We start from the raw sequence: 25,185 nt of genomic DNA on the forward strand, positions 1-25,185 counted from the left end.
CCGGTATCAGAAAAACCGGATCCGGAGACCGACGATGGACGACTTCATCGAGATATACGACACGGCGTTGACGGGCGAGCAGTGCGCCGCCGTCATCGCGCGCTTCGACGCCAGCGACAAGGTCATGCGCGGCAAGACCGGCAACGGCGTCGACACCACCAGGAAGGACAGCTACGACCTGACCATTTCCGCGCACGAGGAATGGCAGGACGTGAGCGGCATCCTGATGCAGGCCGTGCGCGAGCACCTGTGCGCCTACATGAACAAGTACCGCATGATGCTGATCGGCGCGCTGTCGCCGCAGGTCATGCATCCAGTAACAGGCGAGCCGGTGGTGCTCTCGCCGGAGAATTTCGACGAATGCGGCGTGGCCCACATCGATGAACTGATGCGCATGATGTACCGCGCCGGCCAGATCAACGTGCAAAAATACGTGCAGGCCAGCGGTGGCTACCATCACTGGCATTCCGAAATCTATCCGCAGAACCCCAGCTGCGAGAGCCTGCACCGCGCGCTGCTGTTCCAGTTCTACCTGAACGACGTGGAGGAGGGCGGCGAGACGGAGTTCTACTACCAGCAGCGCAAGATCGAAGCGCGCCAGGGACGGCTGATCATCGCGCCGGCCGGCTTTACCCATTCCCACAAGGGGCACATCGCGCGCAGCGGCGACAAATACATTGCCACCTCCTGGATCCTGTTCCAGCGCGCCGAAGTGCTGTATGGCCCACCTGCCTGACCTGATGCCACTTTACCTTTCGACACCATGAACCAATTTCTCCGTTATCTGATCGCCCAGGCCTACAACAATGCCTGGGCCAATCACCGCCTGCTGCGCGCCTGCGCCGAACTGCCGCAGGACGAATTCGAGCTGTCCACGCGCACCAGCTTCTTCCCGTCGATCAAAGCCACCCTGAATCACAACCTGACGGTCGACTGGTTCTACATCGACGCCATCGAACGCGCGGCGCGCGGCGATGAACCGCATCCCGACTACTGCGCCGCGTTTTTCGAGCCGGAAGAGCCGTTCGCCACCTGTGCCGAGGTGTGGGCCGCGCAAAGGCTGAGCGACAAGCGCCTGATCGCCTACTGCCGCCGGCTCGACGAGGCCACGCTTGCGCGCGATGTCGGCATCCTGCGCGACGACGGACTCAAACTCGACACGCCCGCGCGCCTGCTGGCGCACTTGTTCCAGCACCAGGTCCACCATCGCGGCCAGGTCCACGCGATGCTCGCCGGGACCTGTGTCGCGCCACCGCAGCTCGACGAATTCTACAGCCGTGGCGAGGCTGCCGACCGCGCGCAGGATTTCGCCGAACTCGGTTTCACCGAAGCCGATGTGTGGGGTGAATAAGCTTCCGTGACAGTGCCTCTGATGCATGGTAAATTCTGTAAATATACCAAAAGTTAAAACCGGGGCGCCGGCAGCGGGATGTTGCCGGCGGCGGTTTCGTGTAATCCACTACAGGTCCCTCATGCACCGGTCCAGGCGTCGGCAGTTGCACGCCGCATTCACGGCCGTCGCGTTCGCGGGCACGCTGCCGGCGTGCGCGTTGGAGACGCAGGTCAGCGGGAGGCTCAGCTTCGGCGCCAGCTTCCGCACCGAAGCACCGGCCCCGCATATGCTGGTTGCATACAATGCGCAGGCGGTCGGGCTGGCGGGCCTGGCCAGCGCAGGACAAAACAGCGACGACGCCAACCTCAATTTCCGGCGCGGCGATGCCGTCACCCGCGCGCTCAAGGGTTATCTGGACCTGCGGGCGTTTGAAGGCAAGGTCAGCGCCCTGGTGCGCATCAAGGCCTGGCACGATGTCGCGCTGAGCGACCATCCGCGCGCGTGGGGCAACAGCATTAACGGCTATGCTGCGGGCCAGCCGCTGGACGACGCCGGTGGCGCGCGGCTGGCGCGTTTTTCGGGCGTGGCGCTGGGCGACGCCTTCGTCCAGCACAGCGCACAGTTCGATCATGCGCGCCTGCTGACGCGCCTCGGGCAGCAGTCGCTGTCGTGGGGAGAGCGCGGCGGTTTTCCGGGCGGCCTGGCTGCGCTCAACGCGGTAGACTTCCCGGCGCGCCGGCGGGCCGATGCCGTGCCGCAGGAGACCCTGGTTCCCGCGCCGATGCTGTTCGCGCGCCTGGAGGCGGGCGATGGAGTTGGCGTCGAGGGCTTTTACCAGACGGCGTTCCGGCCGTCGACGCTGGACCTGTGCGGCACCTTCTGGTCCGGCACCGACTATATGGCGCAAGGCTGCAAGCTGGCATTCGCCGGACCGATGGTGGCGAGCGACCGCGAGCGCCTGGCGCGCGGCGCCTTTGTCGAGAGCATCGACAATCCGGCGCCGCGCGACGACAGCCAGTACGGCGCGGCCCTGACGTGGAAGTCGGCGCCGCTGGCGCTGGACGTGGGCCTGTATCATGCGCGCTACACCAGCCGCACCCCGCTGCCCGGAGTGCGCAAGGCGCGGCGCCAGGGCCTGGGATTGATCGCGGGCGACCCGGACGGCGGAAACATGCGCTACTTCACCGAGCATGTGGGCGGCATCGCCATGACGGCGCTGACCTTTGCGCAGCGGCGCACGCACGGGAGCCTGTTCGGCGAGCTGGCCTGGCGCGCCAACCAGCCCTTGCAACTGCCGCCCGGCGACACCTTGCCGGCCCTGCTCAATCCCGCCTTTCCGTCGCTGCTGCGCAAGGACGTCGATGCAATTGCCCCGGGCGCGCTGTACCACCCCTACGACCGTTATCGCACCGTGCAGTTGCAGGTGGGCGCGCAGCGCGATTGGCCGCGCATCGGCGCGGTCGCCCTGAGCACCCTCGGCGAACTGGTGGTCAAGCATGTCGCGGGCTTGCCCGATCCATCCGTGCGGCGCTACGGCCGCGTCGACCAGTACGGCGGCGGTCCGGTTAACGGCGTCTGCGTCGTCACCACGGTCGATGCCGCCCGCCAGTGCAGTGTCGATGGCTACGTGACCCCAAGCGCCTATGCTTACCGCCTACGCGTCGATGCGCGCATGGCGCAGGCGGCTCCTGGACTGAACCTGCACGCATGGGCGCAACTGCAACACGACGTGAAGGGCTGGTCTTACGACTTCATTCTCAATGAAGGCCGGCGAACGATGAACACCGGCGTGCGCCTGGAATACCTCAAGCGCTATATTGCGGAAGTGAGCTACGCGCCGGTCTGGGGCGGCGTGTACAACACCCAGGTCGACCGCGACGTGGTGGCGGTATCGGTGGCGCTCAAGTTCTAGCGCACCATGGCGGTGCGCGCGCGCCGTGGCGGTGCGCCCGATCCCCCGCGCCGTGCGGGCCGCACCGCGAACGTGCCGCGCCTGCTGGCACGCATCCTGCTCCTGTCGTAGTATGCGAGATTGCCACCCGACCGAACCGACCCACAGCGCATGGCAAGCCAGCCTGCGGCTGCGCTTCGCCGACGATGCGGGCACCACGCGCCTGATGGAGCGCGTCCACAGCGGACCGCTGCGGGTGCAAAAGCCGCTGTATCCGGAAGGGACGCGCATCTGCCACGCGATCGTCGTCCATCCGCCCGGGGGCGTGGTGGGTGGGGACCGGCTGTCGGTCGACGTGGCTGCCGGCGCGGCCGCGCACGCCTTTCTGACCTCGCCCGGCGCCGCCAAATGGTACCGCGCCAACGGCAAGGTCTCGCGCCAGGCGGTGACGATCGAGGCCGGCGCCGGCGCGGCGGTCGAATGGATGCCGCAGGAAGCCATTTTCTTCAACGGCGCCCATGTGGCGCTGGAACAACGGGTCGACCTGGCGGCCGACGCCCGCTACATCGGCTGCGACATCCTGTGCCTGGGCCGGCGCGCCTCGGGCGAAACCTTCGACAGCGGCACCATCACCCAGCACACGCAGATCCGCCGTGGCGGCAAGCTGCTGTGGTGGGAGCAGGGCGCGCTGCACGGCGGCGGCGCGGCCATGCACAGTCCCCTGGGACTGAACGGCGCCAGCGTATGCGCCACCCTGGTCGGCATCGGCACGCCGGCCGGCGGCGCACTGATCGACGCCATGCGCGCGCTCGATCCCGCACTCGGCGTCAGCCAGGTCAAATCGGTTTTTGTGGCGCGCTACCTGGGCCACGACAGCGAGAGCGCGCGCCGCGCCATGTTCGGCGTGTGGCAGATGCTGCGCCCTCACTTGCTCGGGTGCGCCGCGCCGCTGCCGCGCATCTGGAACACCTAGAAAAGAGACCACGACCCATGGACCTGACCCCGCGCGAAAAAGACAAGCTGCTCATCTTCACCGCCGCCCTGCTGGCCGAACGGCGCATGGCGCGCGGCCTCAAGCTCAATTATCCGGAAGCCGTGGCCCTGATCAGCGCCGCCATCATGGAGGGCGCGCGCGACGGCAAGACGGTGGCGCAGCTGATGTCCGACGGCGCAGCCATCCTCACGCGCGCGGACGTCATGGACGGCATCGCCGAGATGATTCCCGATATCCAGGTCGAGGCGACCTTCCCGGACGGGAGCAAGCTGGTGACCGTCCACAACCCCATTCCATGAGAGCGCACATGCCAATGATCCCGGGCGAATACCTGCTGGCCGATGGCGACATCGAGATCAACGCCGGCCGCGCCACCCGCACCGTGGTGGTGTCCAACAGCAGCGACCGGCCGATCCAGGTCGGCTCGCACTTCCACTTCTTCGAGGTCAATAGCGCCTTGCAGTTCGGGCGCAGCGCGGCGATCGGCATGCGCCTCAATATCGCCGCCGGCACCGCCATCCGCTTCGAACCGGGCCAGCAGCGCACCGTGGAACTGGTCGCCTTTGGCGGCGAGCGCATGGTGTACGGCTTCAACGCCCTGGTGATGGGCGAACTGCCGCCGCACGGAGGCGATTGAGATGCCGTCGATCAGCCGCCGCGCCTATGCCGACATGTTCGGCCCCACCACGGGCGACCGCATCCGCCTCGCCGACACCGGGCTGTTCATCGAGATCGAGCGCGACTTCGCCATCCATGGCGAGGAAGTCAAGTTCGGCGGCGGCAAGACCATCCGCGACGGCATGGGCCAGTCGCAGCGCCTGCATGCGGACGTCATGGATACCGTCATCACCAACGCCGTCATCGTCGACCACTGGGGCATCGTCAAGGCCGACATCGGCCTGAAGAACGGCCTGATCGCCGCCATCGGCAAGGCCGGCAACCCGGACGTGCAGCCCGGCGTGACCATGGCCATTGGCGGCGCCACCGAAATCATCGCCGGCGAAGGCATGATCGTCACCGCCGGCGGGGTCGATACGCACATCCACTTCATCTGTCCGCAGCAGATCGAAGAAGCGCTCATGAGCGGCATCACCACCATGATCGGCGGCGGCACCGGGCCGGCGACCGGCACCGCGGCCACCACCTGCACGCCGGGTCCGTGGCACCTGCACGCCATGCTGGGCGCGGCGGACGCCTTTCCGATGAACCTGGGCTTCATGGGCAAGGGGAACGTCAGCCTGCCAGGGCCGCTGGAGGAACAGGTACTCGCCGGCGCGATCGGCCTCAAACTGCACGAGGACTGGGGCAGCACGCCGGCCGCCATCGACAACTGCCTGGCCGTGGCCGAGCGCATGGACGTGCAGGTGGCGCTGCATTCGGATACGCTCAACGAAGGCGGCTTCCTGGAGTCCACGCTTGACGCCTTCAAGGACCGCACCATCCACACCTTCCATACCGAAGGCGCGGGCGGCGGCCATGCGCCGGACATCATCGCCGCCGTCGGCCAGGACAACGTGCTGCCGTCGTCGACCAATCCGACCCGGCCCTTCACTGTCAACACCCTCGACGAACACCTCGACATGCTGATGGTGTGCCACCACCTCGACCCGGCCATTGCGGAAGACGTGGCGTTCGCCGAATCGCGCATCCGGCGCGAGACCATCGCCGCCGAGGATATCCTGCACGACCTGGGCGCGATTTCGATGATGTCGTCCGACTCCCAGGCCATGGGCCGCGTGGGCGAGGTGATCATGCGCACCTGGCAGACCGCGCACAAGATGAAGCAGCAGCGCGGCGCGCTGGCGCCGGACACGGCGCGCAGCGACAACTTCCGCGTCAGGCGCTACATCGCCAAATACACCATCAATCCGGCCATCACGCATGGCGTCGCGCACGCGGTCGGCTCGCTGGAGGTGGGCAAGATCGCCGACATCGTTTTGTGGAAGCCGGCCTTCTTCGGCGTCAAGCCTTCGCTGATCCTGAAAGGCGGCATGATCGCGGCGGCCCAGATGGGCGACCCCAATGCCTCGATTCCCACGCCGCAGCCGGTGCACTACCGGATGATGTTCGGGGCCTTCGGCGGCGGCCTGAAAAAGTCGTTCACCTTCGTCTCGCAAGCCGCCTACGACGCCGGCATCGGCAAGCAGCTGGGCTTGAACAAGACGCTCATTCCCGTGCGCGGCATGCGCCACCTGAGGAAGCGCGACATGATCCACAACGGCGCCACGCCCTACATGGAAGTCGATCCCGAAACCTATGAAGTGCGCGCCGACGGCCAGTTGCTGGTGTGCGAGGCGGCAGCGGTGCTGCCGATGGCGCAGCGCTATTTCCTGTTCTGAGAGAGCCCAACGATGATGACATTGCATACCAAGCTGGCGCACGCCGAACGCGTCGACGACGAACTGGTGCTGGCCTACGACCAGCGCGAAAAGTGCCGCCTGCGCGCGCGCCTCGCGTCCGGCGAGGAAGTCGCCCTGTTCATGGTGCGCGGCAGCGTGCTGCGCGACGGCGAGTTATTGAGCGGCGCCGAAAAGCGCGTGGTGCGCGTGGTCGCCGCCAGCGAACCGACTTACGCGGTCCATTGCGACACGCCGCTGGTGATGGCGCGCTGCGCTTTTCACCTCGGTAACCGGCATACGCAGGCGCAGATCGGCGACGGCTTCCTGCGCATCCGGGTCGACCCGGTGCTCAGGGAGATGGTCGAAGGCCTGGGGGCGCGCGTGGTGCAGGAAGACGCCCCTTTCGAACCGGAAGCGGGCGCGTACGCGGGCGCGGGGCACAGCCACGGCCACGACGGCCATCCGCTGGCGCCGGTGCCGCTGCGCCAGAAGATCCACCGTCCGAGCGATCCGGCGCCGGCATGAACGCCAGCGCGCTGCTGCACCTGCTGCAGTTTGCCAGTCCGGCGCTGCCGATCGGCGGCTACAGCTACTCGCAAGGGCTGGAGGCGGCACTGGACGCAGGCCTGGTCACGGACGCCGACAGCGCCCGCGCGTGGATCGCCCGGCATCTCGACGAGGTGGTGGCGCAGTGGGACGCGCCGCTGCTCTGGCGCCTGCTCAAGGCCTTCGAGGCGCACGACGACGCCTCGGTAGCCCTGTGGAGCGAGCGCTTCCTGGCCTCGCGCGACAGCGCCGAGTTTCGCGCCGAGACCATCCAGATGGGTTACTCGCTCACGCGCCTGATCGCGGAACTGGGCGTGGCCGACGTGGCCTCGCTCGGGCCGGACGTATCGCTGCCGACCGCCTTTGCCTGCGCCGTCGATGCGCTTGGCATCCCGCACGAGGAGGCGCTGCTGGCGATGCTGTTCTCCTGGGCCGAAAACCAGGTGCTGGTGTGCGTCAAGTCGGTGCCGCTGGGGCAGGTGGCGGGCCAGCGCGTGCTGCTGGCGCTGCGCCCGCACATCGAACAGGCGGCGCGGCGCGCGCAATCGCTGGGCGACGAAGACCTGTCGAACTGGTCGCCCGGCCTGTCCATGCTGTCGATGCGGCACGAGGTGCAGCACGGCAGGTTATACCGATCATGATATTGACGAAAGAGAGACAGACAATGACATCGAATCCCCTGCGGGTCGGCATCGGCGGCCCGGTTGGTTCCGGCAAGACGGCGCTGTGCGAAATGCTCTGCAAGAGCATGCGCGAGCAGTACGACATGGCGGTCATCACCAACGACATCTACACCCGCGAAGACATGGAAATCCTGCTGCGCGCGGGCGCGCTGCCGGCCGAGCGCCTGATGGGCGTGGAGACCGGCGGCTGCCCGCATACGGCGATCCGCGAAGACGCCTCGATCAACCTGGAAGCCATCGCGCGCATGCAGGCGGACTTTCCCGACCTCGACCTGATCCTGATCGAGTCCGGCGGCGACAACCTGGCCGCCACCTTCAGTCCCGAACTGTCGGACCTGACCCTGTACGTGATCGACGTGGCCGGCGGCGAGAAGATCCCGCGCAAGGGCGGCCCGGGCATCACGCGCTCGGATCTGCTGATCATCAACAAGACCGACCTCGCGCCGCACGTGGGGGCCGACCTCGGCATCATGGCGCACGACGCCAAACGCCAGCGCGGCGAACGCCCCTTCATTTTCACCAACCTGCGCAGCGGCGAAGGCGTGGAGGCGGTGGCGGCCTTCATCCGCGAGCAGGGCCTGCTCGATGCCAAATAAGGAGGAATCCACCATGAAAAAATCACTCGCCATCGCACTGTGCCTGCTCGCCTTGCCCGCCGCCGCCCATCAAGGCCACGACGCCGTGGCCGGTTTCGCGGCCGGCTTTGCGCATCCGTTCGGCGGCATCGATCATCTGCTGGCGATGCTGGGCGTGGGCGTATGGAGCCGCCAGCAGGGCCGCGCCATGCTGCTGCCGGCGTTCGTGCTGATGATGGCGCTGGGCGCCGTTGCCCAGGTGGGCGTGCCGGTCGAAGCGGGGCTGGCCGCGAGCGTGCTGCTTGTCGGCGCGCTGGTCGCCGCCGCCGCGCGCGTGCCTGCGGCGCTGGCCGTGGCGATGGTGGCCGGTTTCGCGCTGCTGCACGGGCAGGCGCATGGCCGCGAACTGATCGGCGCCGCCAGTGCGGCGGGCTTCCTGGCGGCGAGCGCGCTGCTGCTGGCTGCCGGCTACGCGGCGGGCGGTACGCGTGCGGCACGCGCGGCCGGTGCGGCGATTGCGGCGGGCGGCGTATTCCTGCTGGCCGCCATGGCTTGAGCGGGGCGCCGGCTTGTCTCGATGCGTCGCTTCGACTATGATCGGCGCATCGAAACGAGTCCGCATCGCGCGTCCATCTGTCATGACCATCACGATTTACCACAATGCGCGTTGCAGCAATTCGCGCCGCGCGCTCGAACTGATCCTCGCCAGCGGCGCCGAGCCGCATGTCATCGACTACCTTGCCGAACCACCCACGCGCGCGGTGCTGGCCGACCTGATCTCCCGCGCTGGCCTGTCCGTGCGCGACGCCATGCGCACGAAGGAAAAGGAATATGCCGGTCTGGGCCTGGCCGATGCGGCAGACGATGCGCTGCTCGACGCCATGGTAGCGCATCCGGCCCTGATCAACCGCCCGTTCGTGGTCACGCCGCTGGGCGTGCGCCTGTGCCGTCCCGGCGACCTGGTACTGGACATCCTGCCCGCCTAACCGTTCTGGAGATAAGGCCAGAAGGTCAGCGCGCCGATCAGCACCGCGCCGGCTGCAGCAATCAGCACGCCGCCGGCGCCGATGTCCTTGGCATGCTTGACGGCGATGGCGTAGCCGGGCGACACCACATCGCACACGTATTCGACCGCCGTGTTGATGGTTTCGGCCACCCATACCGCCACCATGGCGGCGACCAGCCAGCGCCAGTCGGCGCTGCTGACATTAAAATATAGCCCGAGGCCGACCACGATCACGCTGGCGGCCAGGTGCAGCCAGGCGTTATGCTGGGTCTTGAGCATGAAGGCGATGCCCGCGATGGCATAGCCGAAGCTCTTGGAGCGGGCCGCCAGCGAAAAACGCTGCGGCGTACCGACGTTTTTGGTCTCGTTCATGGTGTATCCGTAGGTTTGTTCAAACGCCAGTCCTGCGCCTCGCCCGGGCGGCGCGCCGACATGGTCAGCCACGACCTGATTGCGGCGATGCCGCCGATAATGGCGGCCAACAGGACGCAGCACGCCATTATCTGCCTCCTTGGGCTTCGACGTGCAGATTTGTGCGCCCGTCGAACGCCATGCTGACGCTGGCCTTGTCATCGGCGTCGGCCGTGACGGCGACGCCGTTGGCGCGATACTGCCCGTTTGCCTGCAGGCCGCACAAGCCGATCGTGTGCACGCCGTCGGCGTACAGCACCGCGCGCAGGCCCATTGCGTCGGCATGGGCGCTGGCGACCAGGATGGCGGGGTAGGGCAGTTCGTCCAGCTGCGGCCCCGCCACCGGGCGCGGAGCGCCGATCACCTGGCGAAAGCCGTCGCGCGTACCGGCCCGCGCCATCAGTTCGACGCCGTGCGCCCACACCGATGCGCGCTGGCGGTGGATCACGCCATTCTTGAGCACACTCGGACACTCCGCTTCCAGCGCGTCCATGCAGGCGCGGTAGACGGCGCTGTCGCCCAGTTCCGCCGCCGCCAGCGCAGTGGCGCTGTAGGCGCTGGCGCGCGAGAAGCCGTAGTTGCCCGTGTCGATAGGCCAGAAGGCGCGGCGGCGGAATGCGCCGGCGCTGTCGAACAACCGGCGCCGCAGCAGCAGCCACTGGCGGCGCGCCAGGTCGGGCGCGACCGCATTGAGGAAAAAGCACGGCATCGCCAGCGGCATGGCGCCGCCGATGGCCGGCAGGGCCAGGCCGGTGCGCGCCGATTTGCACGGCACATAGCGGCCGGAGCCATCGAGGAATTCGGCTTCGAGATTGTGGCGGAAGTCGCTCGCGTGGTGCGCCCAGCGCTGTTCGCCGTGCTGCGCGTCGAAAGCCATGATCGCGCTGGCGCCGATGGTGTTACACAAGGGGTAGACCCAATTCGGCTCGCAGGCGATCAGGTAGTAGGGCGAGGTCGTATATTCGTGTTCGAGGCGCCGCACCAGCGAGCTTGCGTCATGCGTGTAGCGCTGGCCCGATGGATGGGTGAGCGTAAAGCGGCCGGCTTGCGAAAAATCGCGGCGGCCGGTGCTGGCACTGAACAGCGCCATCTGCAGCGCCACGAAGCCGGTGTACATGATGTTTTCGCGCGCGACCGGGTCCGGGTCGGCTTGCAGGTTGCCCCACAGGTTTTCCAGGCCCCAGTACGACCAGACCCGGTGCTGCGTCTGTTTGTCCAGCAGCGCGATCTGGGCCGCTTGCATGTAGCCGCGAAACGCGGGCGTGTAGCGCGCCTGCGTCAGCGCCACGCCGTAGGCGAGGAAGTTCAGCTGATAGCGCGTGGCGGCGGTCTGGAACTGGTCGATTCTTTCGAAGCCGTTGAACTGGTCGAGCGGCTGCAGGGCGCGGTCGAGGGCGAAGCGCAGGCGCTGGAGGTGATCGAGCGACATTTCTGGCATGACGGCGGTGTCGCGGGTGGCGCTGAAAATCTCGCCAAGCCGGCCGGCCTGGCCGGACAGCCAGGCGTTGTCGATCGTCCTTCGACGGCGCGCCAGCGCGAAGCGGGCGGCCATGGCCAGTCCCAGCGCTGCGCCTGCCAGCGCCAGGCCGGTGAACACCATCTCGATCGTGGACGCGCGCACGGCACCGTGGCGCATGGTGGCCGCTCCCACGGCCATGCCCAGCCAGACGAGCGGCGGGGCGAGGATATTCCCGGTGCCGAACCAGACCAGCACGGAGAAAGCGAAAGCGCCCATGCCGGCGGCCGCGGCCAACAGATGGCCGATGCCGCCGGCGGTGCAAAGGTCGGCGTGGGCCAGGAAGCCGCCGCCGGGCAGGATCAGGCCCATGCCCAGGATGTGCAGCTGGTCGTGGCGCGACAGGACCAGCAAGGCCGATCCGGCCGCCAGCATGAGCAGATAGAGCAGCAGCAGGCGGCCTATCCTGGCCTGGGTCACCGGGCCGAACAGGCGCCGGTATGGGGGCAGAGGAACGATTGCGGTGTCTTCGGGGGCCATTCCTGCCAGTGATCGGGATGAAACGGCCATTCTACTAGAACTGCCCTATAGAAACTTGTAATCGGTCTAGCTACCCGCGTGACAATTATTATGTGTATCACTGGAAATTTAATGTATTTACTTGCAGTGTTTTAATTTACAATAGACAATCCCTGCAACGCTAGTTATCTATTGGAAATAACGTTTGCAGGTTTCTGATTGTCAGCGGAGTTGAGTAATGAATTTTAAAGAAGGCCCTTTCGCAGGAGGGCTGGAGACGTTTTTCCTGACACCATCGATTACCATCGGCTCGGGTGTGCCGCAAAACTTGCCTCTATCGCAATATTGGCGCGAGCGCGTCAAGCTGCATGCGCGTGCGCTGTTGCACCGGCGTGTCACGGCCCAGTGGCTGCGCGTGCTCAATGCGCATCCGGTGTTTTGCGACCTGATGCGCGATTCGCCCAAGTTGCTGTACAAGATTTACCGCCCGTACATGAGCAACGTGCTGTGCGCACAAGCCCGCATGCGTGTGCTGGCAACGCATTACGGCTTCGTGTTCAGCCGGGGGCTGGGACCGATGATCGTCGCGGCCGCGCGCGCCGGCGTGCCGCTCGGATCGGTCGAAGGCAAAAGCGGCGGCAGCTACGATCTGCAATTGCGCGCCGTCTCCACCATGGAACGCGAAGGCGAACTGGTGCTGCAACTGTGCGAGGGCGGCGTGCCCGTGTTTTCGCTGGCGTTCACCTTTGCGGAAGAAGGCGGACAGCCGATCGTGTGCATCGGCTGCATCCAGGGGCCGAAGGGCAGCGACGGGCTCGAAGCGATCCGCACTGCAACGCGCGAGCTGCACGGCGCGCGGCCCAAGCACTTGCTGGTGACGCTGGTGCGCCAGCTGGGCCATGCCTTCGGTTGCAGCCGCGTGCGCCTGGTCGGGAACGCGAACCGGGTGGTGCACGGCGCCATTCGCCGAGGCAAGGTGATGGCCGACTACGACCAGATGTGGAACGAGCTCGGCGCCGAGCGGCGCGCGGATGGCGATTATGCGCTCGCCTGCGAGCCGGTGCAGGAGCCGGACATGGAACAGATCCAGTCGAAAAAGCGCTCGGAAGCGCGCAAGCGGCATGCCGTCGTGCGCGAACTGGCCGATGCGCTGGTGGCCAGCCTGGTCAAGCCAATGCGTGTTTGACCGGGGTCAGGCCGACGTCGGGCATTGATTCGATGGAAATCAAGCCGGGGTCTGACCCCGGCTTGCGCACCTCAGGCACGCGCCGGCGCCGCCGGGCACCCAGCCCAGCTGGTTCCGGCGGGAATAGTTTCCCCCTTCATCACCAGCGTCAGCGGCCCCAGGCGGGCGTTGTCGCCGACCCTGGCGCTGTAGAGCACGGCACTGCGCGGTCCCATCGTCACCTTGCTGCCGATCGCGACATGGTCGATCTTCATCACGCGGTCTTCGAACAGGTGGGTCTGCGGGCAGGCGAAGGCGTTGAGCTCGCTGTAGTCGCCGATTTCCACGCAGTCGAACTCGGTAATGTCCGTGGTGTCCAGATACACGCCGCGCCCCATCTTGCATCCCAGCAGGCGAAACGCGAGAGGCAGCCATGGCGTGCCGCGCAGGTAGCGCATGAAGTTGGGGACGGCAATGCCTTCATACAGATTGGTCACGCCTTCCGACAGCCACACGAACGGCGTCCACATCGGCGCCGAGCGCTTGCGGTAGCGGCCCAGCAGCAGCCATTTGAGGATCAGCACGAACACAAAATTGCCGATCCCATACACCAGCCCGGCCAGCGCCAGGTCGGCGATCACTTCTCCCCACAGTCCGGCGGCGGCCGCCGGCATGACGTCCAGCACCACCGTGTAACCGACGGCAATCACCAGCGCGTGCGGCGCGACGATGCGGAAAGTCTCCACCAGCGTACGGCCGATGCGCCGCAGCGCCGAGGGCCGGTAGGTCAGCCATTCTGGATAGCCGCCGACCTGCTCGCGCGCCGGCAGGTGGATCGGCGGCGAACCGAGCCAGGTGTCGCCGCTGGCCATGCGCGCATTGTCGGGCGCATGGGTGTGCACGCCGACCAGCACCCGTTCCGGCAGGACCGTGCCGTCCGGAATATAGCTGCCATTGCCGACGAAGCTGCGGTGCGACACCACCGTCGCCTGCATGGTCATCCAGCCGCCGTCGATGTGTTCGTCGCCGAGCATGACGGCGTCGGCGATGAAGGTTTCGTCGCCCAGGGTCAGCATGTCGGGCACCACGCCGAGCGCGGTGGAAATTTCGGCGTCGCGGCCGACCTTGGCGCCCAGCAGGCGGTACCAGAAAGGGGCGAACACGGTGGCATAAATGCCGTGCAAGACGTTCAGGCTCGATTCCTGGATATGGCTCACCAGCCATTTTGCACAGTAAATATTGCTGTGCACGGCGGAGCGCCCCGGTTTCAGGCGCGGCAGGCCGCCCCAGCGGATTGCGGCCGAGACCAGCGCGGTCAGCACGATCAGTACGGCGCTGGCCGGAAATGCCAGCAGGAAGTAGCGCAGCAGCTGGGTGCTCACCTGATTGCCCTGTAGCCAGGGCATGACTTCCATCTCGTCGAGCCAGTCGATCAGCACGAAGCTCGGGAACACGGGCATGAAGAACACCGTGGTCACCAGCAAGATGCCGAGCACAAAGAAGACGGCTTCGCCCGCCAGGCGCCCGCGCGTGACCGGTGGCCGGGGCGGCAGGTCGGACACGAACGGCCCCAGGTCGCGCGCCGGCGAGCCGCCCCACAGGCGCGCGGCCGGAACGCTGGCGCCATCGGCCAGGGCCGCCTGGCCGTCGAGGTGGCCGAGGGCGCCGATCGAGGTGTTGCCTTCGAGGACGGCGTAGGACGATACCGAGGCATTTGCGCCCAGCGAAATCGTGCCCAGCAACAGCCGGCCGCGCTCGACACGGGCGTTTTCGAGGTTGACGGCGTTGCCGATGCTCACGCCATCGGCGATGTCGAGCAGGTCGGGCGCGCGCAGGCTCAGCGAGCCGACCAGCACTTCCTTGCCGATGCGCGCGCCGAGCGCACGCAACCACCACACGTACAGCGAGGAGCCGCTCAGCAGGTACACCGGGGCCGACTCGACCAGGCGGTCGGCCAGCCACCAGCGGTAGTAGGTCCAGCCCCACAGCGGGTAGGAACCGGCCTTCAGGCGTCCGGCGACCAGCCATTTGCCCGCAATCGCGATGACGAATTCGAGCAGGGTGGCGAGCAGGAACACGCCGATCGAGGCCGCCACGGCGCGCGCGACCGAGTCGCCCGCTTCCCCGGTAAAAAAGTGATAGGTAAAAAACGGCGCCAGCCATTGCGCCATGCGCAGGGTGACCAGCGGCGGAATCGCCAGCGCCTGGCCGGCCGCGCAGATCCAGCGGCGGCTGGCGGACGGCGGGCTCCAGTCCGCTTCAAGCGCCCCAGCGCCGGGCGCATCCATCAGGGCGATGGCGATCTTGCCGATCTGGCGCTGCTGATAAATATCACGCACGGTGACATGGGCAAACGCGGGATCGGCGCGCAGGGCCGAGGCCAGCCGCGCGGCCAGCAGCGAGTGCCCGCCCAGGTCGGCAAAAAAATCGGCCTCGCGCCGGATCGGCAAGCCGGGAAAGAGGCCGGCCAGGGCCGCGAACAGGGCCGCTTCGGCCGGGGTTTCGGGCTGGTCCGAGCCGCCGGCCGCTTGCAGCGCGGCCAGCGGCATGGCCTTGAGCGCCTTGCGGTCGATCTTGCCGGATGTTAAGCGCGGCATCAGCGGCAAGACCTCATAGCGGCTCGGGACCATGTACGCCGGTAACTGTTCCGCCAGCGCGCGGCGCAGGGTGGCGCCCGACACCGACGCGTCGCCAGCGCCGGCCGCCGCGACCAGGTAGGCGACCAGCTGGTCGATGCCATCGTCCTTGCGCAGCAGCACCGCCACCGTGCCCACGCCCGCCTGCTGGGCCAGCACGGCTTCGATCTCGCCCAGTTCGACCCGGAAACCACGAATCTTCACCTGGTCGTCGGTGCGGCCCAGGCATTGCACTTGGCCATCGGCATCGATGCGGGCCAGGTCGCCGGTGCGGTACAGGCGGGCGTCGTGCGGGCCGCTGGACCAGGGATTGGCGAGGAATTTTTCGGCCGTCAGGTCCGGCCGGCCGAGGTAGCCGGCCGCCAGCCCCGGACCGGTAATGCACAGCTCGCCCGTCGTGCCGCGTGGCTGCAGGGTCAAGCCGGGGCCGTCGGTGCCGATCACCAGCAGGCCGTAGTTGGGCAGCGGCGTGCCGATGGTGATCGGGCGGCCCGGTTCCAGCCGTGCCAGGCTGCACGACACGGTCGCTTCGGTCGGCCCGTAGGTATTGAAGATCTGGCGGCCCGGCGCGGCCCAGCGTTCGACCAGGGATTCCGGGCACATTTCGCCGCCCAGGTTAATCAGGCGCAAGCCCGGCACTTCGTCGCTGAACAGGGCCAGCAGGGTCGGCACGGCATGCAGCACGGTCACATTGTTGGCGGCGAGCATGCGCGGCAGCGTTTCGGGATCGCCGGCAATGTCCTTCGGGCCGATCCAGAGCGTGGCGCCGACCAGGTAGGAAATCCAGATTTCCTCGAACGACATGTCGAAGGCCACCGAAAAGCCTTGATAAACGCGGTCGTCTTGCCGCACGCCGAGGACCGCGTTTTCGCTGCGCAGGAAATGGCAGATGCTGCGCTGGGAAATCAGGATGCCTTTCGGCTTGCCGGTCGAGCCGGAGGTATAGATGACGTACGCCGGCTGGTCGGGCGAGACGTCGCCACGGCGCTGAAGGCGTTCGCCGTCCGCGAGCGGCGCCAGCACGTCGTCGGCGCACCAGGCGGGGATGGCGCCGCCGGCCAGTTGGCCGGCGAGGGCGGCGCTGGCGATGACGCCGATGGCGCCGGCATCCTCCACGCAAACCGCGAGGCGCTCGGCCGGCGTATCCTGGTCGACCGGCAGCCAGGCGGCGCCGGCCTTGGCGATGGCCGCTTGCGCGACCAGCAATTCGATGCCGCGCATCATCCACAGGCCGACAATGTGGCCGGGACGCACGCCCAGCCCGATCAGGCGCGAGGCGCCGATGTCGGCCAGCGTGTCCAGTTCGGCGTAGCTCAGGCTGCGGTCCCGGAAAATCAGTGCAAGCTGGCCGGGCGCGCGCAGGGCGGTCGCTTCGAGCAGGTCGGCCAGGATGTCGTGCCTGAGCAGGGAAGGCGCCGCCGGGCCGTAGAGGATGTCAGGATGGGCGGCGGCCGGCGCATTGGCGGGCAAATGTTGATCGAGCATGAATACCACTTCGTTGAGCGGCGCTGAGGGACCTCGGCGCCAGCCGTCACGATATAACATTTTATTTCGGTCGTGTTGCCGTACAGCTCTGTATTCAGGGAATCTTAAGTCAGCGAGTTCAACGAGGCTGCGCGCGATACGCTGGCGTTCATCGCGCCGTAGCCGCGCTTGAGCGCCAGCGACAGGTTCAGCAGCAGGAATGCCGCCGACAGGCACATGGCGCCGGCCGCCGGCCTTGCCAGCTGCGCCGGCCACCAGCAGGCCGCCAGCAGCAAGGCCAGGGCCGCAGCGTGCAGCCAGAACTGGCGCTGCGCCACCGCGTCGGCGATCAGGGTCTTGATGGCAGGGGCGCGCTGGCCTTCGGCGGCGCGTTCCTGCAGCTCGCGCCAGACCAGGAAGGGCACGATCTTGTACAGCATGCCGTTAATGGTCGAGTACAAAAAGCCGACCAGCATCAGCACGCCCATGGCCAGGGTGCGGCCGTCCCCCGCCATGCGATCGGGCAGTGCCCACAGCGCCGCGCAGGCGAGCATGCTGGCCATCGCCAGGCGCCAGAACAGGGTCATGGCGTCGGCCTGCGGCCGCTTGCGGCGCGCCAGCAGGCGCAGGGTGGCCAGCGCGAACACGGCGTAAGCGGCCAGCAGCAGCGCGCCGGCCACGGTGTCGATCCACGCCAGGCGCGCGCGCAACGCGGCGGCGCTCACAGTCCACAGCACCAGCAGCAAAAAGATCGCCACGCCCAGCACCTGCGGCAGCGGCCTGTCGTACAGCGGCGTGACCTGGAACATCGGCACCACCTGGAACGATACCCCGACCAGCAGCAGTCCGCCCCATCCGAACACGCCCCACAAGGCATGCAGGTCGGTGGCCAGCATCAGCGGCAGCAGCGCGCCGCGCGCCGGCCAGGCGAAGGTCCACGCCATCAGCGCGCCGAGGCAGACCGTGACCACGAGGCAGCCCAGGGCCAGCCGCACGGTGGCCGTCATCGGGATCGCGCCGGGCGGCGGCATCTGCCACAGGGCGAGCGTCAGCGCCCCGATCAGCCAGGCGAAGCCCGGCAGCAGCAGGACCAGCGCGAGCTGGAACAGCCATGGCTGCGAGAACAGGAAGGCGCACGACAGGGCTGCCGTGCCGCCTGCCAGCAGGGTGTGCACGCCGGGCGCCAGGATGCGCGCGCGCGGCAGCGAGACGCCCGCCACCACGGGCAGGATCTGGATCAGCGCGCCGGCCATGGCCATGCCCAGCGTGCCGAGGGTGAGCAGGTGGGTCAGCGCCAGCGTGGACGGCGACCAGCGCGAGGCCAGCGCCGGCGCCCCTTGCCACAGCAGCAGCGCGCCGGCCAGCAGCGCGAAGACGGGGGTGGCAAAGAAATAGCGCAGGACCGCTCCGAGCGGCGGCGATTGTTCGAGCGAGAGTGTGCGCTGCATGCGTCAGGCGGCCGGCACGCGGCGCCAGATGCGCACCTCGTACAGGTAGTCGGGCAAGGCGGAGGTGGCGTGGCCGTAGCCGTTTTGCGCGAGGATGCGGTACAGCGGACGCGGCTCGCGTTCGATCAGCATGCACAGGTGGTCGCCTTCCGGCAGGCGGTCGAGCGCTTCCAGCACCCGTTCCAGCGGCTCGGGCGGCTCCAGTCCGCGCACGTCGATGTGGTGGGTCTGCGGCTGCGGCCGGACGGCGGCGCTCATGCCGCGCTGGCCATGTCGTCCATCGCGCCGAAGGCTTGCATGGCGGCGACCAGCTTGTGGCGGCTCGGCGCCAGCACCCGTTCGATCATCGGATAGAGGACGCCTTCTTCCTTTTCGCTGTGCTGGTACAGCACGACGCCGAGCGTGTCGGCATGGTTGAGAAAGGCCTCGGTGTCGCGCTCGCGCAGCGCGTTCGACAGGCGCTGCACCACGCCGCGGATGCGCAGGTGTTCGCTGCGCATCGAGGCGGTGGGCGCGCTGGCGGCGCCGATGGCGTTTTCGAAGGCCGGAAAGACAATCCGCTCTTCGATCAGAAGATGTCTTTCGAGCGCGTGGCAAAACGTGGCGAAGGCGTGTCCCGCCTCGCGCCACAGGCCTTTGCGCACGGCGTGGCGCGCTTCTCCGAACAGCGCGTCGCAACGCACATGGTCGGCTTCGAGATAGCTGCCGATAGTGTCCATCGTCTCCTCCTGCTGTTTGTGCATGGCGCCATTGTCGCCGCTTCGCAGTCCGGAAATCCTTGATGCAGGTCAAAGATTTTCGGACTGCCATCGGGCTACAGTGCAGTCCCCCACCTTACGACGAATGAACATGATGTCAAATTCTTCCGACGGCGCCACGCCGTTCGAACTGGTGTGCCCGGCCGGCAGCCTGCCGGCACTCAAGGCGGCCGTGGACAACGGCGCCGACTGCGTGTACCTCGGTTTTCGCGATGCGACCAACGCGCGCAATTTCGCCGGCCTGAACTTCGACGAAGCCGCGATCGAGCAGGGCATCGCCTACGCCCATGCGCGCGGGCGCAAGGTCCTGCTGGCGCTGAACACCTATCCGCAGCCCTCGGCCGGCGCCCTGTGGCGGCGCGCCATCGACCGCGCCGCAGGCGCCGGCATCGACGCCATCATCCTGGCCGACCCGGGCCTGATGCGCTATGCCGCCGAGCGCTATCCGGCGCTGCGCCTGCACCTGTCGGTGCAGGGCTCGGCCACCAACTACGAGGCCATCAACTTCTTCCATCGCCATTTCGGCATAGCGCGCGCGGTGCTGCCGCGCGTGCTGTCGGTGGCGCAGGTCGAGCAGGTGGTGCGCAATACGCCTGTCGAAATCGAGGTGTTCGGCTTCGGCAGCCTGTGCGTGATGGTCGAAGGGCGCTGCGCGCTGTCGTCCTACGCCACCGGCGAATCGCCCAACACGCACGGCGTCTGCTCGCCCGCCAAGGCGGTACGCTGGCAGCAGACCCCGGCCGGGCTGGAGTCGCGCCTGAACGAGGTGCTGATCGACCGCTACGCCGACGGCGAACAGGCCAACTACCCGACCCTGTGCAAGGGCCGTTTCGACGTCGCCGGCGAACAGTTTTACGCGATCGAGGAGCCGGCCAGCCTGAATACCCTGGAACTGCTGCCGCAGCTGATCGAACTGGGCGTGAGCGCCATCAAGATCGAAGGGCGCCAGCGCAGTCCCGCGTACGTGGCGCAGGTTACGCGCGTGTGGCGCGAGGCGATCGACCAGTACCGCGCCAGTCCGAAACGGTTCTCGGCCAGGCAGGCCTGGATGGCCGATCTGAACAAGGTGGCAGAGGGGCAGCAGCACACGCTGGGCGCCTACCACCGCTCATGGAAATAGGAGAGGCACGATGATGAAACTGGCCCTCGGACCGGTGTTGTACTACTGGCCGCGCGAGACGATGATGGCGTTTTACGAATCGATGGCGAACAGCGCGGTCGATATCGTCTACCTCGGCGAGACGGTGTGCTCGCGCCGCCACGAGCTGCGCCTGCCGGACTGGCTGTCGCTGGCGGCCATGCTGGCCGACGCCGGCAAGGAGGTGGTGCTGTCGACCCAGGCGCTGCTCGAATCGGGCAGCGACCTGACCAACCTGCGCAAGCTCACCTCGAACGGACGCTTTGCGATCGAAGCGAACGACATCGGCGCCGTGCACTGCCTCGACGGCAAGCTGCCCTTCGTGGCCGGCCCGCACCTGAACCTGTACAACGAAGACAGCGTGGCGCTGATGGCGCAACTGGGCGCGCGGCGCTGGGTCATGCCGCTCGAAATGGGCCGCGCCGCGCTGGCGACCATGCAGCAAAGCCGCCCAGGCGGGCTGGAAACCGAGGTGTTTGCGTACGGCCGCATGCCGCTCGCTTTCTCCGCGCGCTGCTTTACGGCGCGCCACCGCAACCTGGGCAAGGACGATTGCCAGTTCAGTTGCATGGCGCACCCGGACGGGCTGGAGCTGCGCACGCGCGACGCCGATACCTTCCTGATCCTGAACGGCACCCAGATCCAGTCGCACCTGGTCTACAACCTGCTGGGCGAAATGGCGGCCATGGAAGCGATGGGCGTGGACGTGCTGCGCATCAGCCCACAGGCCCGGCACACCGGCGACGTGATTGCGCTGTTCGACCGCGCGCGTTCGGGCGCGCTGGACACGGCGCAGGCGCAGGCCGGACTGGCGCCGCTGATGCCGGCCGGAGCCTGCGACGGTTACTGGCACGGCAAGCCGGGCATGGCGTTCGACAAGCGGGTGGCGGCATGAAGCCGCACGCTTATCCTGCCATTCCCGCGCCGCTGGCCAAGGTGCTGGGGCGCCTGCCGCGTTATCCCGGCTCGCTGTTGTTCGCGGCCGGGTTGAGCCGCGTGCTCGGTCCGCAGTTGCAGGGCGACGTACGCGCCGCGCTGGAGGGGCGCTCGATCAGCATCGGCGTGCTTGACGCCGGGCTGCGTTTCGACGTCGTCTGGCGCGGATCGCGCTTCGTGGCGGTCCCCCCGGCCGCCCAGCCTGACCTGTCGATCCGTGCCAGTGCGCGCGACTTCCTGCTGCTGGCGCAGCGGCGCGAAGACCCTGACACGCTGTTCTTTTCGCGTCGCCTGATCATGGAGGGCGACACCGAACTGGGGCTGCTGGTAAAGAACACGATCGACGCGATCGACGTGGCCCTGTTCGATCCGGAGCGTTTGCTGCCGGCGCGCTGGCGCCGGGGTTCCGCCATGTAAAGGAGGTCGGTGATGGGAACGGACAGGGCGGCGCTGCCGCTGGTGTATTCGTGTTCCGGGTGTTCGAGCGCGGCGCAGATGGCGAATCATCTGGCGCTGGCGCTCGACCGCAGCGGGGCTGCCGAAATGTCGTGCATCGCCGGCGTTGGCGGCGGCGTGGCGCCGCTGGTCAAGCTGGCGCGCTCGGGCCGGCCGGTGCTGGCCATCGACGGTTGTCCGCTCGCGTGTGCGCGCCAGTGCCTGGCGCAGCATGGCGTGGTGCCGGACAAGCATGTGCTGCTCAACGAACTCGGGGTGCGCAAGAAGCTGCACGCGGACTTCGACAGGGCGCATGCGGATGAGTTGAGTACGCAGTTACTCGACGATCTTGGGACATTGCGATAGTCCCATCCCCGTCGTTCCCGCCTGCGCGGGCACGACGGGGTGAGCGGCTTGAGTGCTATGCGGGCCGCAGCACAAAGGTCTCGAAGCGCGCGGCGATGCGTTCCAGCGCCGCAGCGCCCATGACCGGACCGGAGGCCGCATTCAGGCCCGCGTCCGCGCAGCCCTGCGCGCGGAAGGTCTGGAGCGCGTAATTGCGCACGCCCGCACTGGCCAGCGTTTCGGCCAACCCTTCCACATCGGACTCCGACAGCAGGGTCGGATGCAGCGTGGTCCGGCACTCGTGCGCCACGCCGCTGTCGACGATCAGGTCGAGGCAGGCGCGGGCCGGCTCGCCGCTCCCGTACACACCGGTTACGCGCTGGTAGGCGTCGAACGGGGCCTTGATGTCGAAGCCCACCCAATCGACCAGCGGCAGAACTTCCTTCAACTGGCGCGGATAAATGCAGGCCGTGTGCAGTCCGACCGCAAGCCCCATCTGGCGCACCGCCGCCATCGCATCCGGCAGCGCCGGGTCGATGGTCGGCTCGCCGCCGCTGAACACCACGCCGTCGAGCAGGCCGGCGCGCCGCACCAGCAGCGCCGTCACGTCCGCCCACGAGAGCGGCCCGCGGCCGCGCGGCTGCAGGTGCGGATTGTGGCAGTAGCCGCAGCGCCACGGGCAGCCCTGGACGAACACCGCGGCCGCCAGCTTGCCGGGGAAATCGGTGGCGGTAAAGGCGGTCACCCCGCCCACCCGCAATGCTGCGGCGCCCACGCTAGCCGCGCGCCGCGATGGCGCGCTCGGTAAACCAGGTGCGCTCGTGGAACTCGCCCTTCTTGCCGGTATTGAAGGACGATACAGGGCGGTGATAGCCCATCACGCGGGTCCAGATTTCGCACGGCTGGCGTTCGGCATCGGTGAGGGTGATGGTTTGGGGTGCAAAAAAGACGGCTTGGCTCAGGTCTGACATGGACTACTCCTTGCTTGGTTAGGCAACTTCGCGTTGCTTGCGCGCGATCAGGTCAAGATCGCATTTGGGACAAAATGGATGGCTGCCCGCCAGATAACCGTGCTTGGGGCAGATCGAAAACGTCGGCGTAACGGTGATATACGGCAGGCCGAAACGCCCGAGCGCGCGCCTGACCAGCTGCCGGCAGGCGTCGGCGGTGGACAGCGGCTCGCTCATGTACAGGTGCAGTACGGTGCCGCCGGTGTACTTGCGCTGCAGCGGATCCTGGCGCTCCAGCGCCTCGAAGGGATCGTCGGTAAACCCCACCGGCAGCTGCGAGGAGTTGGTGTAGTAGGGCATGGCGTTGGTTCCGGCCTGCAGGATGTCCGGATGGCGCTTGCGGTCTTCGCGCGCAAAACGGTAGGTGGTGCCTTCGGCGGGTGTCGCTTCGAGGTTGTACATATGGCCGGTCTGCTCCTGGAATTCGAGCATGCGCGCACGCACGTGGTCCAGCAGGCGCAGGGCGAAGGCATGGCCCCATTCGGTCGAGATATCCTGCTCGCCCCAGCTGAAATTGCGGATCATTTCATTGACCCCGTTCACGCCCAGCGTCGAAAAGTGATTGCGCAAGGTGCCGAGGTAGCGCTTGGTGTACGGGAACAGGCCATTGTCCATATGCCGCTGGATCACCTTGCGCTTGATTTCCAGGCTGTCGCGTCCCAGCTCCAGCAGGCGGTCGAGCGCGTCGAACAGGCCTTCCTCGTCGTCCGCATGCAGGTAACCGAGGCGCGCGCAGTTGACCGTCACCACGCCGAGCGAGCCGGTTTGCTCGGCCGATCCGAACAGGCCGTTGCCGCGCTTGAGCAGTTCGCGCAGGTCGAGCTGCAGGCGGCAGCACATCGAGCGGATCATGTTCGGCTTGAGTTCCGAGTTCAGGAAGTTCTGGAAGTAGGGCAGGCCGTAGCGCGCCGTCATCTCGAACAGCAGCTCGGCGTTGGGGCTGTTCCAGGCAAAGTCCTCGGTGATGTTGTAGGTCGGGATGGGGAAGGTAAAGACGCGCCCCTTGGCGTCGCCGGCCATCATGATCTCGATATAGGCGCGGTTGATCATGTCCATCTCGACCTGCAGCTCGCCGTAGGTGAACGGCATCTCGACGCCGGCGATCTGCGGTACCTGCTCGCGCAGGTCCTCAGGGCATACCCAGTCGAACGTCAGGTTGGTAAACGGCGTCTGCGTGCCCCAGCGCGACGGCACGTTCAGGTTGTAGATTAGCTCCTGGATGTACTGCTTGACGCTCTCGTAGCTCAATTCGTCGACCCGCACGTACGGCGCCATGTAGGTATCGAAGGAGCTGAAGGCCTGGGCGCCGGCCCACTCGTTCTGCAGGGTGCCGAGGAAATTGACGATCTGGCCGATCGCGCTCGACATGTGCTTCGGCGGCGACGATTCGATCTTGCCCGGCACGCCATTCAGGCCTTCATGCAGGAGCGTGCGCAGCGACCAGCCGGCGCAATACCCGGCCAGCATGTCGAGGTCGTGGATATGCAGGTCGGCGCTGCGGTGGGCCTCGCCCACGGCCGGCGGATAGACATGATCGAGCCAGTAGTTGGCGATCACCTTGCCCGACACGTTGAGAATCAGCCCGCCCAGCGAGTAGCCCTGGTTGGCGTTGGCGTTGACGCGCCAGTCGCGCTGTTCCAGGTATTCGTTCATCGACGCCTCGACATCGATCAGGCTTTTGCGGTCGCGCCGCAAGCCGTGGTGCTGCTCGCGGTAGACGACATAGGCGCGCAGGGTGGCGCGGTGGCCGGCCTCGAACAGGGCCGCCTCCACCGCATCCTGGACCTGCTCGACGCCGGGGATGCCGGTCGACAGGGCGGCCAGCGCGGGCAGTACGGCGCTGGTGGTCAGCAGATGGGCGGTATCGGCATCGAACTCGCCGCTGGCCTGCGCGGCGCGGCGCAGGGCCGACTCGATGCGGCCGGCGTCGAACGGCTTGATGGCGCCGTCGCGCTTGCGCAGTTGGGTGGGGACGTGAAACGGTGGAATGGTCATTTGCTCTCCATGAGGCACAAGATATAGTGCATGGGGAGAGGTTATTGACTATATCTAGTGTGGTCAACGAGGTTTGTGGAGCGATGCGAAAATCCTTGATGC

The 25,185-nt window shown here is 67.2% G+C and carries 24 protein-coding genes and 1 pseudogene; 17 read left to right on the plus strand and 8 right to left on the minus strand.

Annotation, left to right across the window (positions count from 1 at the left end; genetic code table 11):
* Positions 1-34: 34 nt before the first annotated feature.
* The 12 genes from EJB06_RS00575 (at position 35) to arsC (ending at position 9,347) form a co-directional block, all read left to right on the plus strand.
* The gene (locus tag EJB06_RS00575) at positions 35-736 is read left to right on the plus strand and encodes a 2OG-Fe(II) oxygenase (RefSeq protein WP_126072050.1); all 702 of its coding nucleotides are present in this window, start codon (positions 35-37) and stop codon (positions 734-736) included.
* A 27-nt stretch (positions 737-763) separates the two neighbouring features.
* Positions 764-1,351, plus strand: a complete 588-nt coding sequence (locus EJB06_RS00580) for a DinB family protein (protein ID WP_126072051.1) — start codon at positions 764-766, stop codon at positions 1,349-1,351.
* Between the two features lie 145 nt (positions 1,352-1,496).
* On the plus strand, positions 1,497-3,245 hold the full coding sequence (locus EJB06_RS00585; protein ID WP_164557759.1) for a DUF1302 domain-containing protein: 1,749 nt from the start codon (positions 1,497-1,499) through the stop codon (positions 3,243-3,245).
* A gap of 112 nt (positions 3,246-3,357) precedes the next feature.
* Complete coding sequence (locus tag EJB06_RS00590) at positions 3,358-4,197, plus strand: urease accessory protein UreD (protein ID WP_126072053.1); 840 nt, start codon at positions 3,358-3,360, stop codon at positions 4,195-4,197.
* 17 nt (positions 4,198-4,214) lie between these two features.
* The gene (locus EJB06_RS00595; protein WP_126072054.1) at positions 4,215-4,517 is read left to right on the plus strand and encodes an urease subunit gamma; all 303 of its coding nucleotides are present in this window, start codon (positions 4,215-4,217) and stop codon (positions 4,515-4,517) included.
* 14 nt (positions 4,518-4,531) lie between these two features.
* Positions 4,532-4,855 (plus strand): urease subunit beta, encoded by a 324-nt coding sequence (locus tag EJB06_RS00600; RefSeq protein WP_126072526.1) that lies wholly within the window; start codon positions 4,532-4,534, stop codon positions 4,853-4,855.
* A gap of 1 nt (position 4,856) precedes the next feature.
* Positions 4,857-6,557 carry an urease subunit alpha gene (gene ureC, locus EJB06_RS00605; RefSeq protein ID WP_126072055.1) on the plus strand — a complete coding sequence of 567 codons (1,701 nt, stop codon included), beginning with the start codon at positions 4,857-4,859 and terminating at the stop codon, positions 6,555-6,557.
* A gap of 12 nt (positions 6,558-6,569) precedes the next feature.
* Complete coding sequence (gene ureE / locus EJB06_RS00610) at positions 6,570-7,082, plus strand: urease accessory protein UreE (protein WP_126072056.1); 513 nt, start codon at positions 6,570-6,572, stop codon at positions 7,080-7,082.
* Positions 7,079-7,744, plus strand: a complete 666-nt coding sequence (locus tag EJB06_RS00615) for an urease accessory protein UreF (protein WP_126072057.1) — start codon at positions 7,079-7,081, stop codon at positions 7,742-7,744. Before ureE ends, EJB06_RS00615 begins: the two co-directional genes overlap by 4 nt.
* Positions 7,745-7,767: 23 nt before the next feature.
* Positions 7,768-8,382 (plus strand): urease accessory protein UreG, encoded by a 615-nt coding sequence (gene ureG / locus EJB06_RS00620; protein WP_126072058.1) that lies wholly within the window; start codon positions 7,768-7,770, stop codon positions 8,380-8,382.
* Between the two features lie 13 nt (positions 8,383-8,395).
* On the plus strand, positions 8,396-8,917 hold the full coding sequence (locus EJB06_RS00625; RefSeq protein ID WP_126072059.1) for a HupE/UreJ family protein: 522 nt from the start codon (positions 8,396-8,398) through the stop codon (positions 8,915-8,917).
* Between the two features lie 82 nt (positions 8,918-8,999).
* Complete coding sequence (gene arsC, locus EJB06_RS00630; RefSeq protein ID WP_126072060.1) at positions 9,000-9,347, plus strand: arsenate reductase (glutaredoxin); 348 nt, start codon at positions 9,000-9,002, stop codon at positions 9,345-9,347.
* Here arsC and EJB06_RS00635 read toward each other — a convergent pair.
* Together EJB06_RS00635 and EJB06_RS00640 are read right to left on the minus strand one after the other, a co-directional pair.
* Positions 9,344-9,739: a diacylglycerol kinase family protein gene (locus EJB06_RS00635; protein WP_126072061.1), complete on the minus strand. Its 396-nt coding sequence runs from the start codon at positions 9,737-9,739 to the stop codon at positions 9,344-9,346. The two genes, arsC and EJB06_RS00635, sit on opposite strands and share 4 nt — an antisense overlap.
* A 127-nt stretch (positions 9,740-9,866) precedes the next feature.
* Positions 9,867-11,774, minus strand: coding sequence for a linalool dehydratase/isomerase domain-containing protein (locus tag EJB06_RS00640; protein WP_126072062.1), 1,908 nt, complete (start codon positions 11,772-11,774; stop codon positions 9,867-9,869).
* A gap of 217 nt (positions 11,775-11,991) precedes the next feature.
* On the opposite strand from EJB06_RS00640, the gene EJB06_RS00645 reads away from it, so the two are divergent.
* A complete protein-coding gene (locus EJB06_RS00645) occupies positions 11,992-12,939 on the plus strand; it encodes a VirK/YbjX family protein (RefSeq protein ID WP_126072063.1) in 948 nt (315 codons plus the stop codon).
* A 71-nt stretch (positions 12,940-13,010) separates the two neighbouring features.
* On the opposite strand, the gene EJB06_RS00650 is transcribed toward EJB06_RS00645, so the two are convergent.
* The 4 genes from EJB06_RS00650 to EJB06_RS00665 form a co-directional block, all read right to left on the minus strand.
* On the minus strand, positions 13,011-17,039 hold the full coding sequence (locus EJB06_RS00650) for a Pls/PosA family non-ribosomal peptide synthetase (protein ID WP_126072064.1): 4,029 nt from the start codon (positions 17,037-17,039) through the stop codon (positions 13,011-13,013).
* A gap of 104 nt (positions 17,040-17,143) precedes the next feature.
* The gene (locus EJB06_RS00655; RefSeq protein ID WP_126072065.1) at positions 17,144-18,466 is read right to left on the minus strand and encodes a permease; all 1,323 of its coding nucleotides are present in this window, start codon (positions 18,464-18,466) and stop codon (positions 17,144-17,146) included.
* A gap of 3 nt (positions 18,467-18,469) precedes the next feature.
* Positions 18,470-18,724, minus strand: coding sequence for a DUF2249 domain-containing protein (locus EJB06_RS00660; RefSeq protein ID WP_126072066.1), 255 nt, complete (start codon positions 18,722-18,724; stop codon positions 18,470-18,472).
* A complete protein-coding gene (locus tag EJB06_RS00665) occupies positions 18,721-19,185 on the minus strand; it encodes a hemerythrin domain-containing protein (RefSeq protein ID WP_164557760.1) in 465 nt (154 codons plus the stop codon). The genes EJB06_RS00660 and EJB06_RS00665 overlap by 4 nt, the downstream gene beginning before the upstream one ends.
* A 133-nt stretch (positions 19,186-19,318) precedes the next feature.
* On the opposite strand from EJB06_RS00665, the gene ubiU reads away from it, so the two are divergent.
* The 4 genes from ubiU to EJB06_RS00685 are packed head-to-tail and all read left to right on the plus strand — an operon-like array spanning position 19,319 to position 22,099.
* The gene (ubiU, locus tag EJB06_RS00670) at positions 19,319-20,344 is read left to right on the plus strand and encodes a ubiquinone anaerobic biosynthesis protein UbiU (protein ID WP_441295154.1); all 1,026 of its coding nucleotides are present in this window, start codon (positions 19,319-19,321) and stop codon (positions 20,342-20,344) included.
* Between the two features lie 10 nt (positions 20,345-20,354).
* On the plus strand, positions 20,355-21,257 hold the full coding sequence (ubiV, locus tag EJB06_RS00675) for a ubiquinone anaerobic biosynthesis protein UbiV (RefSeq protein WP_229426871.1): 903 nt from the start codon (positions 20,355-20,357) through the stop codon (positions 21,255-21,257).
* The gene (gene ubiT / locus EJB06_RS00680) at positions 21,254-21,715 is read left to right on the plus strand and encodes a ubiquinone anaerobic biosynthesis accessory factor UbiT (protein ID WP_126072069.1); all 462 of its coding nucleotides are present in this window, start codon (positions 21,254-21,256) and stop codon (positions 21,713-21,715) included. The genes ubiV and ubiT overlap by 4 nt, the downstream gene beginning before the upstream one ends.
* Positions 21,716-21,727: 12 nt before the next feature.
* On the plus strand, positions 21,728-22,099 hold the full coding sequence (locus EJB06_RS00685) for a putative zinc-binding protein (protein WP_126072070.1): 372 nt from the start codon (positions 21,728-21,730) through the stop codon (positions 22,097-22,099).
* Between the two features lie 55 nt (positions 22,100-22,154).
* Here EJB06_RS00685 and EJB06_RS00690 read toward each other — a convergent pair whose 3' ends face one another.
* The gene (locus EJB06_RS00690; RefSeq protein ID WP_126072071.1) at positions 22,155-22,853 is read right to left on the minus strand and encodes an anaerobic ribonucleoside-triphosphate reductase activating protein; all 699 of its coding nucleotides are present in this window, start codon (positions 22,851-22,853) and stop codon (positions 22,155-22,157) included.
* Position 22,854: 1 nt separating this feature from the next.
* A pseudogene (locus EJB06_RS00700) lies at positions 22,855-25,083 on the minus strand (ribonucleoside triphosphate reductase).
* Positions 25,084-25,185: the final 102 nt, after the last annotated feature.

Origin of the sequence: Massilia atriviolacea (assembly GCF_003953935.1) — a bacterium.
Taxonomy (GTDB): Bacteria; Pseudomonadota; Gammaproteobacteria; order Burkholderiales; family Burkholderiaceae_D; genus Telluria_A; species Telluria_A atriviolacea.

Bases quoted from the DNA above. Each gene is read 5' to 3' on its own strand.
- EJB06_RS00575 (WP_126072050.1), top strand. From the start codon at position 35: ATGGACGACTTCATCGAGATATACGACACGGCGTTGACGGGCGAGCAG.
- EJB06_RS00580 (WP_126072051.1), top strand. From the start codon at position 764: ATGAACCAATTTCTCCGTTATCTGATCGCCCAGGCCTACAACAATGCC.
- EJB06_RS00590 (WP_126072053.1), top strand. From the start codon at position 3,358: ATGCGAGATTGCCACCCGACCGAACCGACCCACAGCGCATGGCAAGCC.
- EJB06_RS00595 (WP_126072054.1), top strand. From the start codon at position 4,215: ATGGACCTGACCCCGCGCGAAAAAGACAAGCTGCTCATCTTCACCGCC.
- EJB06_RS00600 (WP_126072526.1), top strand. From the start codon at position 4,532: ATGATCCCGGGCGAATACCTGCTGGCCGATGGCGACATCGAGATCAAC.
- ureC (WP_126072055.1), top strand. From the start codon at position 4,857: ATGCCGTCGATCAGCCGCCGCGCCTATGCCGACATGTTCGGCCCCACC.
- ureE (WP_126072056.1), top strand. From the start codon at position 6,570: ATGATGACATTGCATACCAAGCTGGCGCACGCCGAACGCGTCGACGAC.
- EJB06_RS00615 (WP_126072057.1), top strand. From the start codon at position 7,079: ATGAACGCCAGCGCGCTGCTGCACCTGCTGCAGTTTGCCAGTCCGGCG.
- ureG (WP_126072058.1), top strand. From the start codon at position 7,768: ATGACATCGAATCCCCTGCGGGTCGGCATCGGCGGCCCGGTTGGTTCC.
- EJB06_RS00625 (WP_126072059.1), top strand. From the start codon at position 8,396: ATGAAAAAATCACTCGCCATCGCACTGTGCCTGCTCGCCTTGCCCGCC.
- arsC (WP_126072060.1), top strand. From the start codon at position 9,000: ATGACCATCACGATTTACCACAATGCGCGTTGCAGCAATTCGCGCCGC.
- EJB06_RS00635 (WP_126072061.1), bottom strand. From the start codon at position 9,739: ATGAACGAGACCAAAAACGTCGGTACGCCGCAGCGTTTTTCGCTGGCG.
- EJB06_RS00640 (WP_126072062.1), bottom strand. From the start codon at position 11,774: ATGGCCCCCGAAGACACCGCAATCGTTCCTCTGCCCCCATACCGGCGC.
- EJB06_RS00645 (WP_126072063.1), top strand. From the start codon at position 11,992: ATGAATTTTAAAGAAGGCCCTTTCGCAGGAGGGCTGGAGACGTTTTTC.
- EJB06_RS00650 (WP_126072064.1), bottom strand. From the start codon at position 17,039: ATGCTCGATCAACATTTGCCCGCCAATGCGCCGGCCGCCGCCCATCCT.
- EJB06_RS00655 (WP_126072065.1), bottom strand. From the start codon at position 18,466: ATGCAGCGCACACTCTCGCTCGAACAATCGCCGCCGCTCGGAGCGGTC.
- EJB06_RS00660 (WP_126072066.1), bottom strand. From the start codon at position 18,724: ATGAGCGCCGCCGTCCGGCCGCAGCCGCAGACCCACCACATCGACGTG.
- EJB06_RS00665 (WP_164557760.1), bottom strand. From the start codon at position 19,185: ATGGACACTATCGGCAGCTATCTCGAAGCCGACCATGTGCGTTGCGAC.
- ubiU (WP_441295154.1), top strand. From the start codon at position 19,319: ATGTCAAATTCTTCCGACGGCGCCACGCCGTTCGAACTGGTGTGCCCG.
- ubiV (WP_229426871.1), top strand. From the start codon at position 20,355: ATGATGAAACTGGCCCTCGGACCGGTGTTGTACTACTGGCCGCGCGAG.
- ubiT (WP_126072069.1), top strand. From the start codon at position 21,254: ATGAAGCCGCACGCTTATCCTGCCATTCCCGCGCCGCTGGCCAAGGTG.
- EJB06_RS00685 (WP_126072070.1), top strand. From the start codon at position 21,728: ATGGGAACGGACAGGGCGGCGCTGCCGCTGGTGTATTCGTGTTCCGGG.